This window comes from Rhodoblastus sp., from assembly GCF_041915505.1.
Lineage (GTDB): Bacteria > Pseudomonadota > Alphaproteobacteria > Rhizobiales > Beijerinckiaceae > Rhodoblastus.
This window is the reverse complement of record NZ_JAYSBG010000135.1, coordinates 1-8,894: the sequence shown is the minus strand read 5'-3', so window position 1 is coordinate 8,894 and position 8,894 is coordinate 1. Positions and strand designations below refer to the sequence as shown.

The following is an 8,894-nucleotide window of genomic DNA, read 5'->3' as shown; positions in this document are numbered from 1 at the left end:
GGCGCGCCGCTGTCGTCGCGCTCCAGATTCTGCTCGGACACATAGGCCATATATTCGGTGTCCGAATTTTCGGCATAGAGATGGTAGAACGGCTGATCCTTGGCGGGGCGCACTTCCTCAGGAATGGAAAGCCACCATTCCTCGGTATTCGCAAAGACCGGATCGATGTCGTAGATCACGCCGCGGAAGGGATATTTGCGGTGTTTGACGACTTCGCCGATGCCGAATTTCGCTGCGCGCGGTTTCATCGAGATGGCCCCGTCATGCCAAGCTGCGCGAAAAAGGTTCCACAGCTCGGCATTTGAGTCAATCGGGGCGCGCGGACGCGCCCCGTTCCGGCTCAGAAGCCGTAAAGCGCGGCATATTCCGGGTCTTTGGCGGCGACCTGGCGGGCGCAGTCCACCATCACCTTGGCCTGTTTCCAGGTGGCGTCGTCCTGCATCTTGCCGTCGATCATGGCGACGCCGGAGCCGTCCGGCATGGCTTCCAGGATTTTCCGGGCGAAGGCCACTTCCTTCGGGTCGGGCGAGAACACCTTCTTGGCGATGGTGATCTGGTTCGGATGCAGCGACCAGGCGCCGGCGCAGCCGAGCAGGAAGGCGTTGCGGAACTGGACCTCGCAGGCCGCGAGATCGGCGATGTCGCCGAACGGGCCATAAAAGCTCTTGATCCCGGCCGAGGCGCAGGCGTCGACCATTTTCGCGACGGTATAATGCCACAGGTCCTGCTGATAGGACGGGCGCGGCGCGGCGGCGTCCGCGCCGGGATCGGCCAGCACCTTATATTCCGGATGGCCGCCGCCGACGCGGGTAGTCTTCATGGCGCGCGAGGCGGCGAGATCGGCCGGGCCGAGGCTCATGCCATGCATGCGGGGCGAGGCCACCGCGATCTGCTCGACATTCTTCACGCCTTCGGCGGTTTCCAGAATGGCGTGGATCAGGATCGGCTTGGTCACGCCGTGGCGCGCTTCGAGCTGGGCCAGCAATTGATCGAGATAATGAATGTCCCACGGGCCCTCGACCTTGGGCAGCATGATGACGTCGAGCTTGTTGCCGATGGCGGCGACGATTTCGGTCACGTCATCGAGCAACCAGGGCGAATTGAGGCAATTGACGCGGGTCCACAGGCCGGTCGAGCCGAAATCATTGTTCAGGCCGATCTCGATGAAGCCTTTGCGGGCCGCCTCCTTGGCGTCGGCGGGAATGGCGTCCTCCAGATTGCCCAGAATGACGTCGGCGGTCGGGATCATGTCGCCGATCTTGGCGCGCACTTTTTCGAGATGCGGCGGAATGAAATGGATCATGCGCTCCACGCGCACCGGCAGCTCGCGATAGGGCGCGGGCGCGCCGATCGCCAGGGGCTCGAAGAATTTGCGAGGGCTTTTGCTCATGGGACAGGTTCCTGGGCGGGCTCCATTGACTCTGCCGCCTGTAGGACAATTTAAGCCTTGCCGCAATTGGACCTTCCAGCCCAAAATCCAGGCATGAGCGACGTGAATTTCAGCGCCGGACCCGATCCGGTCGAACTTCTGACCCCCGCCGAGATGGGGCGGGCCGATTCCCTCACCATCCGGGGCGGCGTTCCCGGCTATGAGTTGATGCTGCGCGCCGGCAAGAATGTCGCCGAAGCCGCCGCCGAGCTGCTGCGGCGCGGCGGCGGAAAACGGGTCGCGATCTATTGCGGGCCGGGCAATAATGGCGGCGACGGCTATGTCGCGGGCCGTTTCTTGCGCGAACAGGGCTTTATTGTCGCCGTCGGCGCGCTGGGCGATCCGACGCGGCTCGGCGGCGACGCCGCCCGCGCCTTCGCGGATTGGGGCGGCGATGTCGTCGCGGCGGAAACGCTGGACCCCGGCGCCTGCGATTTGATCATCGACGCTTTGTTCGGCGCCGGCCTGTCGCGGCCGCTCGACGGAACGGCCTTGCAGGTCGTCGAACGGATCAACGCTTCGGGGACGCCGGTTCTGGCGGTGGACGTGCCCTCCGGTCTCGACGGCGCCAATGGCGCCATCGGCTCGCGGGCGGTGCGAGCGCGCGAAACCGTGACCTTTTTTCGGCTCAAGCCCGGCCATGTGCTGCTGCCGGGTCGCGCCGCCTGCGGCCGGGTGCGGCTGACCCAGATCGGCATTGCGAAAGAAGTCTTGAGCGAGATCAGGCCGCAGACCTTTCTCAACGCGCCGGCCTTATGGCGCGGGCTGATGCCCTGGCCCGAGCAAGAGGGGCACAAATATGGGCGCGGCCATCTCGTCGTGGCCAGCGGGACATCGACCCATACCGGGGCGGGGCGGCTCGCCGCGCGCGCGGGCTTGCGGGTCGGCGCCGGGCTGGCGACGGTGGCGAGCCCGGCCGAGGCGTTGGCGGTCAACGCCGCCCATCTCACCGCTATCATGCTGCGCGGCGTCGACGGGCCGGCGCAATGGCGCGACCTGCTCGCCGACAAGCGTTTTTCGGCTGTTGTGATCGGCCCCGCCTTCGGCGTAGGCGAGGCGACCCAGGCCGTGGTCGAGGCCATTCTCGGCGGCGTGGAAAAAGGCGCCGGGCGCCATTTCGGGACAGTGCTGGACGCCGACGCGATAACCTCCTTTTCAGGCCAATCGGCTAAGCTTGGCCAAGTCATCCAGGCCAGCGGCGCGACGGTGATTGTCACGCCACATGAGGGTGAATTTTATCGTCTTTTCAATCGAAAAGACGTCATTCCTTCGAAAAAACTTCAAGATCAGACTGCGGCTTCCGAAACGGCTTCGGAAACTACGCCGCAACCCTCTGACCTACCGCATAAAATCGACCGCGCGCGCGCCGCCGCCAGCGCATTGGGCGCTTGCGTCCTGCTCAAGGGGCCGGACACGATCGTCGCCAGCCCGGACGGCCGCGCCTCCATCGCCCGCAACGCGCCCCCCACCTTGGCGACAGCCGGGTCGGGCGATGTGCTCGCAGGCCTGATCGGCGGGTTGCTCGCGCAGGGCATGCCGGCTTTCGAGGCGGCGTCCTGCGCGGTCTGGCTGCATGGCGAGGCGGCCAATCTGTTCGGTCCCGGACTGATCGCCGAGGACTTGCCGGAGATTCTGCCGCGCGTGCTGGCCGATCTGGCCCCGCTCTGACGCGGCTTGGGATGGAGCTTCAACCGGAGGAGAGGCCATGTCCGAACCTGTCATCGCCCATAAGGGGCCTTATCCTGTCGAAGTCGAGGCGGGCAAAACCTATTTCTGGTGCGCCTGCGGCAAATCGGCCAAACAGCCGTTCTGCGACGGCTCGCACAAAGGGTCGGGCTTCGCGCCGATCCCTTACAAGGCCGAAACCTCAGGCGAAATATGGTTCTGCGGCTGCAAACATTCCGCCGATAAGCCGTTCTGCGACGGCACGCATGAGACGCTGTGAAGGCGATCGCGGAATGGGCGTCCTGTCGCCGTAATCCCATCGTTTCCGGGCGCTCGCGGAACTGGAGACAACGCGGGGGGTTAATAATATCCGCCGGGCGATTTGACGCTCATTGTCAATGAGTTGGTCGACGGCGGGACATGAAACGGAGCTTGCTCATGAAAACCCGCTTGATCAAAGCCGCTGCCGTTCTCGCCGCCCTTTCGATGCCTCTCGCAGCGCAGGCTCAGGGCGTGATTCAAGGTGGCGAGCAAGGCGCCGCCAAAGGCGGGCGCGCGGCTGGCCCCGTTGGCGCGGCGGTTGGGGGCGTTGTCGGTGGCGTGACAGGGGGCGTCGTTGGCGGCGTCAAAGGTGTGGTGGGAGCGCCTCAGCATCATCACCATCGCTACCATCATCATTATCGCTGATCGGCGCTGACAATTCCGAACGATTGCGAACCCTGCTGGAGAGGGCAAGGCCCCGCTTGTCACGCGACCTGGAACCACCCCGCCAGCCCATGGGCGAAATGGTCCATGATCGCCGAGGCGACCAGCCATTTGCCGGGATTGTCGGCGACAAAGGCGATATGTTTGGTCCAAAGACGTCATTGCTTCGCAAAAGCGTCAAGATCAAGCGACGGCTTCCGAAACAGCTTCGGAAATTGCGCTGCAGCCCTCTGATCTACCCTGTAAAATCGACTGTGCGCGCCGCTGCCGGCGTATTGGGCGCTTGCGTCCTGCTCAAGGGGCCGGACACGATCGTCGCTAGCCCGGACGGCCGCGCCTCCATCGCCCGCAATGCGCCGCCCACCTTGGCGACAGCCGGGGCGGCTAATGGCTCGCGAGCCTGACCGGCGGGTTGCGGGGCCTGCGGCCGATCGACCAAATAGCCGTTCTGCGACGGCGCGCATGAGACGCTGTAAAGGCTTGGGAATCGTATCATACCACTGTAACGCGACCAAGTGATGAGGTTTACGTCGTGCTCCCGATCATTACCGCCACAAGAATCGTTGCTTGGATTAGGACCAGACAAAACGCAATTCTCCAGCGCCAACCCCATTCGCTTCCAAACGCCCCGGCGTACCCCAAGACAAGAATAAGAATAGGAAACGCCACAGGATTAAGGAACAAGTCAGCCCAACGACGTGGAGGGAGGGCTAAGCCGACGTACATTGGCGTCGCGACGGTCCAAAGACAGCGCGCGGGGCGACGGTCGCCCCCGAAACGCTGATAGACCAATATTGAACCAAGTAACGCGATCGGTAGGGATGCATACGCGAATACGATTGCGATGACGTCCCGCCAAGATTGGATTGGGTCGCTATGCACCGAGGTCTCCAAGCTTCGTCATATCACCTCAAACCACCCCGCCAAGCCATTGGCGAAATGGTCCATGATCGCCGAGGCGACCAGCCATTTGCCAGGATTGTCGGCGACAAAGGCGATATGTTTGGTCCGCAACGGCGGTACGATCACGCTGTCGCGCCAATAGGGCTCCCAGCCGTCGTCGTGATCGTGCAGCAGCCGCACGACATGGCCCTGAATGTGAATGACCTGCGGAAACAGGCTCTTGTTCACCAGACCCAGCGAGACCGGCGTTCCCTTTTTCACCGAAAACAAAGGCGGGCCGTCCTGGCCGGTCGAGGCTTTGCCATTAATCGTCCAGGTGCGGCGCAAAGCCTCGCCGCTTGGCTTGAACCCGGCAGGCGTCGCCTTAGTCCAGCCGCCCTCGATGGTCAGGTCGAGCTTTTTCGCCTTTTCGAGGTGGATTTCGGCCGGCAGCAGCGGATTTTGCGGCGGCGGCAGGATCGGCGGGGCCGGGGGCTTCGCGGCCCCCTTGGTCTGGAACTCAAGCAGGGTCACATCGGGCAATTCGGTCTCACCACGCAGGATCAGCTTGCAGCTCTGTCCCTCGATCGGGGGCAGGTCGAGCAGCAGGTCGCAGCGCGCGCCCGGGCCCAGCGGCAGGGCGCGGCGGGCCGGCTCGAACGGGTCGCAGAACTGGCCGTCGAGCGCGATCACCTTGAGGTCGCCGCCCTGGAACGACAGGTCCATGATCCGCGCCCCCGCGGCATTGACCAGCCGCAGCCGCAGCCGCTCGCCGGGCTGGAACGTCAAAACCTGCATTCCGGCGCGGGCGTTGACGCTGCTGACCGCGCCGAGCCGGCCCTGGCGGATGACGTCGGCGGGATTGTCGAAATCGCCGATGATCTGGCTGGCATTGTCGAGCCGCCAGTCGTCCAGCACGAACAGCAGATCGGAATCGGCGAAAATCACCTGCGGCTCGTCGACGATGACCACGCCGTGGAGGCCACGGTCGAGCTGCTGGCCGGAAAAAGGCTGGACCAGCGGCTGGTAGAAAAAGGTCCCGGCGTCGGGCGGGACGAAAGAAATGTCGCGGCTTTCGCCGGGCGCCACAATTTTTTGCACGAGGCCTGCGAGGCCGTCTATTTCATTGGCGATCCTCATGCCGCGCCAGTGCAGGGCGGTCGGCTGATCCAGCCGGTTGACCAGCCGCGCCTTGATCGGCTGGCCGAGTTTGACCCGCAACAGCGGGCCGGGAACCTCGCCGCCAAAACCCCAGATTTTGGTGGGCGCGGCAGGCGCCGGCTGCAGGGGAATCGCGCCGGGACGAGCTTCGAGCAAAGTGAAGCCGTCGGCTTCCGCGCCCGGCGCGGTTTCGGATCGGGCGGTTTCGGACAAGGCGAACAGGCTGGCGGCGACGGAGCCGAACAGGGCGCGGCGGGAGAGGGGCATCGGACGCTTTCCGGAGAAGCGGGGCCGCGAGCTTAGCAGATTCCGCGCGGGCGTCGGCGGAATCGGGCGGCGCGGCTCCATTTTTTTGCTGCTTTCCGTTTCGGCCATTGCTATAGAGCGCAACCTGTCTGGCGGCCGCGCGCATGCGGGCGGGTGTGGCGCGACTTCGCGCGGGCGTGGCGGAACTGGTAGACGCGCCGGATTTAGGTTCCGGTGGTGAAAATCGTGGGGGTTCGAGTCCCTCCGCCCGCACCAGCGCCGCGCGACCGCCCGAGACGGCTGGTTTCATCCCGCGAAAGGCTTTTGGGCCGGGCGGTGGAGAGGTTTTGAGAAGGTTTTGACGATGCAGACGACGGAAACGCTTTCGCAGGGGCTGAAGCGCGAATATCAGGTGATCCTCGCGGCCGCCGAACTCGCCGCCAAGCTCGACGCCCAGCTCGCCGAGATGAAGGACAAGGTGCGGATCAACGGATTCCGTCCCGGCAAGGTGCCGGTCGGCCATCTCCGCCGCCTCTACGGCAAGTCGATCATGGGCGATGTGGTCCAGCAGGCCGTCAATGACGCCCAGACCAAGATTCTGAACGACAACAACCTCCGCCTCGCCGGCCAGCCCAAGCTGGAATTCCCGGAAGACCAGGCCGAGATGGAAAAGGTGCTGGAAGCCACCGGCGACCTCGCCTTCAAGCTGGCCTTCGAAATCCTGCCGAGCTTCGAGATCGGCTCGTTCGAGGATGTCGAGCTGGAGCGCCTCGTTGCGGAGATTCCGGAAGAGGACGTCGAGAAGCAGCTCAAGGAGTTGGCCGACCGCAACCGCTCTTATGCCCCGCGCGAAGAGGGCGCGGCGGCGCAGGACGGCGACAAGCTGACCATTGATTTCGTCGGCCGTATCGGCGACGAGGCTTTCGAGGGCGGCACGGCCGAGGGCGTCGATCTGACGCTTGGCTCCGGCTCCTTCATCCCCGGATTCGAATCGCAGCTCGAGGGCGCCAAGGTCGGCGACGAGCGCAAGGTTGTCGTGACCTTCCCCGAGGAATATCAAGCGGCTCATCTCGCCGGTAAGGAAGCGACCTTCGACGTCACGGTGAAGGCCGTCGCCGCGCCGGGCGAAGTCGCGATCGACGACGAGCTGGCCAAGAAATTCGGTTTCGAGGATGTCGCCAAGCTGCGCGAGGCGGTCACCGGCCGCATCAAGGCCGATTACGACCGCGCCTCGCGCGACAAGCTGAAGCGCGCCTTGCTCGACGCGCTCGACAAGAAATTCGATTTCGAACTGCCGCATGACATGGTCGAATCCGAGTTCAACGGCATCTGGGCGCAGATTCAGGCCGAGCAGAACGCCAGCGGCAAGAGCTTCGCCGACGAGGGCACGACCGAGGACGAGCAGCGCGCCGAATATCGCCGGATCGCCGAGCGCCGAGTGCGCCTCGGTCTCGTGGTGGCTGAAGTCGGCGACAAGGCTGGCGTGAAGGTCGGCGACGACGAGGTGACCCGCGCGATCATCGAGCGCGCCCGCCAGTTCCCCGGCCAGGAGAAGCTGTTCTGGGATTATTACCAGAAGAATCCGCAGGCTCTGGCCGAGATTCGCGCGCCGATCTACGAGGAAAAGGTGGTCGACCACATCGTCGGCCAGGCCAAGGTCAGCGACAAGACCGTCTCCAAGGACGAATTGTTCAAGGTCGAGGACGACGCCAAGGCCTGATCCGTTCCTTTTCGGACAGAATCGAGGGCGCCCGCGGCATCGCGGGCGCTTTTCGTTTCGGCGGACCGATTCGGCCCCGCCGGCTTCAAACTTTCTTCACGCCCGCCCCTCTATGCCAGAAGTCTTGTCGCGTTTCGGATCGGGCTGATTCGGGCGAAGGGACGCGCCGGGGCGCCGAAAAACCCCGAAATTCCGGGCCTGCAAGGGCCTGGGCCGCCGTCCCGCGCGGAAGCGTCCGCGCCGTCCGCCGCGCCTGCGTCCGGCCTCGATTTTGCATTTGTGTCACATGCGCGGCGGCCATTGCCTCGGCTCGCAGGCGCATTATGTTGGGATGAGGCCAAAGAACGGCTCAAGAGAACGGCTGTGGCCGTCGAAGGAAAAGATCCATGCGCGATCCGGTTGACGTTTATAACCAGTACCTCATCCCGCAAGTCATCGAGAACACGCCGCGCGGGGAACGCGGATTCGACATCTATTCCCGCCTGTTGCGCGAGCGGATCGTGTTCCTGACCGGCCCGGTCGAGGACGGCATGGCCTCGGTCATCATCGCCCAGTTGCTGTTCCTGGAGGCGGAGAATCCGAAGAAGGAAATCTCCATGTACATCAACTCGCCGGGCGGCGTGGTGACGGCGGGCATGGCGATCTACGACACGATGCAGTTCATCAAGCCCAAGGTTTCCACGCTCTGCGTTGGCCAGGCGGCCTCGATGGGCTCGCTGCTGCTGTGCGGCGGCGAAGCCGGCATGCGCTTCGCTCTGCCCAACGCCCGCATCATGGTGCACCAGCCCTCCGGCGGCTTCCAGGGCCAGGCCTCCGACATCCTCCGCCACGCCGAGGACATCATGAAGGTCAAGAAGCGCCTGAACGAGGTCTATGTGAAACATACCGGCCAGGACTACGACACGATCGAGAAGACGCTCGACCGCGATCATTTCATGGCTTCGGAAGAGGCCAAGGCTTTCGGCCTGATCGATGAAGTGCTGAGCAAGCGCCCCGAGGAAGCCGAGGCGAAGTGAGTCGGGCCGCTCAACTCGGGCAAATGAGTTGGGGACGGCGCCCGTCTTGCATGGGTGTAAAGATATTGTG

General features: G+C 64.2%; 9 protein-coding genes and 1 tRNA gene. 5 read left to right on the top strand and 5 right to left on the bottom strand.

The annotated features are described in order from the left end of the window. Positions 1-248: heat shock protein HspQ (hspQ, locus tag ACE3S9_RS10220; RefSeq protein WP_374546352.1), on the bottom strand; the 248-nt coding region annotated here is incomplete at its 3' end. 92 nt (positions 249-340) lie between these two features. Next, a complete protein-coding gene (locus tag ACE3S9_RS10215) occupies positions 341-1,390 on the bottom strand; it encodes a CoA ester lyase (protein WP_374546351.1) in 1,050 nt (349 codons plus the stop codon). Positions 1,391-1,483: 93 nt separating this feature from the next. On the opposite strand from ACE3S9_RS10215, the gene ACE3S9_RS10210 reads away from it, so the two are divergent. Next, positions 1,484-3,097 carry an NAD(P)H-hydrate dehydratase gene (locus ACE3S9_RS10210; RefSeq protein WP_374546350.1) on the top strand — a complete coding sequence of 538 codons (1,614 nt, stop codon included), beginning with the start codon at positions 1,484-1,486 and terminating at the stop codon, positions 3,095-3,097. 37 nt (positions 3,098-3,134) lie between these two features. After that, on the top strand, positions 3,135-3,374 hold the full coding sequence (locus ACE3S9_RS10205) for a CDGSH iron-sulfur domain-containing protein (protein ID WP_374546349.1): 240 nt from the start codon (positions 3,135-3,137) through the stop codon (positions 3,372-3,374). Between the two features lie 80 nt (positions 3,375-3,454). On the opposite strand, the gene ACE3S9_RS10200 is transcribed toward ACE3S9_RS10205, so the two are convergent. The 3 genes from ACE3S9_RS10200 to ACE3S9_RS10190 form a co-directional block, all read right to left on the bottom strand. Then, positions 3,455-3,757: a hypothetical protein gene (locus tag ACE3S9_RS10200; RefSeq protein WP_374546348.1), complete on the bottom strand. Its 303-nt coding sequence runs from the start codon at positions 3,755-3,757 to the stop codon at positions 3,455-3,457. Between the two features lie 83 nt (positions 3,758-3,840). After that, on the bottom strand, positions 3,841-3,906 hold the full coding sequence (locus ACE3S9_RS10195; protein WP_374546353.1) for a hypothetical protein: 66 nt from the start codon (positions 3,904-3,906) through the stop codon (positions 3,841-3,843). 793 nt (positions 3,907-4,699) lie between these two features. Beyond that, positions 4,700-6,109 carry a multicopper oxidase family protein gene (locus tag ACE3S9_RS10190; protein WP_374546347.1) on the bottom strand — a complete coding sequence of 470 codons (1,410 nt, stop codon included), beginning with the start codon at positions 6,107-6,109 and terminating at the stop codon, positions 4,700-4,702. Between the two features lie 170 nt (positions 6,110-6,279). Here ACE3S9_RS10190 and ACE3S9_RS10185 point away from each other — a divergent pair. The 3 genes from ACE3S9_RS10185 (at position 6,280) to ACE3S9_RS10175 (ending at position 8,824) form a co-directional block, all read left to right on the top strand. Beyond that, positions 6,280-6,364 (top strand) — tRNA-Leu (locus tag ACE3S9_RS10185). Positions 6,365-6,452: 88 nt separating this feature from the next. Further along, positions 6,453-7,808: a trigger factor gene (gene tig / locus ACE3S9_RS10180; protein ID WP_374546346.1), complete on the top strand. Its 1,356-nt coding sequence runs from the start codon at positions 6,453-6,455 to the stop codon at positions 7,806-7,808. A gap of 386 nt (positions 7,809-8,194) precedes the next feature. Continuing rightward, entirely contained in the window at positions 8,195-8,824 is a 630-nt protein-coding gene (locus ACE3S9_RS10175) for an ATP-dependent Clp protease proteolytic subunit (RefSeq protein ID WP_374546345.1), read from the top strand. Positions 8,825-8,894: the final 70 nt, after the last annotated feature.

Bases quoted from the DNA above. Each gene is read 5' to 3' on its own strand.
- ACE3S9_RS10205 (WP_374546349.1), top strand. From the start codon at position 3,135: ATGTCCGAACCTGTCATCGCCCATAAGGGGCCTTATCCTGTCGAAGTC.
- ACE3S9_RS10215 (WP_374546351.1), bottom strand. From the start codon at position 1,390: ATGAGCAAAAGCCCTCGCAAATTCTTCGAGCCCCTGGCGATCGGCGCG.
- tig (WP_374546346.1), top strand. From the start codon at position 6,453: ATGCAGACGACGGAAACGCTTTCGCAGGGGCTGAAGCGCGAATATCAG.
- ACE3S9_RS10175 (WP_374546345.1), top strand. From the start codon at position 8,195: ATGCGCGATCCGGTTGACGTTTATAACCAGTACCTCATCCCGCAAGTC.
- ACE3S9_RS10210 (WP_374546350.1), top strand. From the start codon at position 1,484: ATGAGCGACGTGAATTTCAGCGCCGGACCCGATCCGGTCGAACTTCTG.
- ACE3S9_RS10200 (WP_374546348.1), bottom strand. From the start codon at position 3,757: ATGGTGATGATGCTGAGGCGCTCCCACCACACCTTTGACGCCGCCAAC.
- ACE3S9_RS10190 (WP_374546347.1), bottom strand. From the start codon at position 6,109: ATGCCCCTCTCCCGCCGCGCCCTGTTCGGCTCCGTCGCCGCCAGCCTG.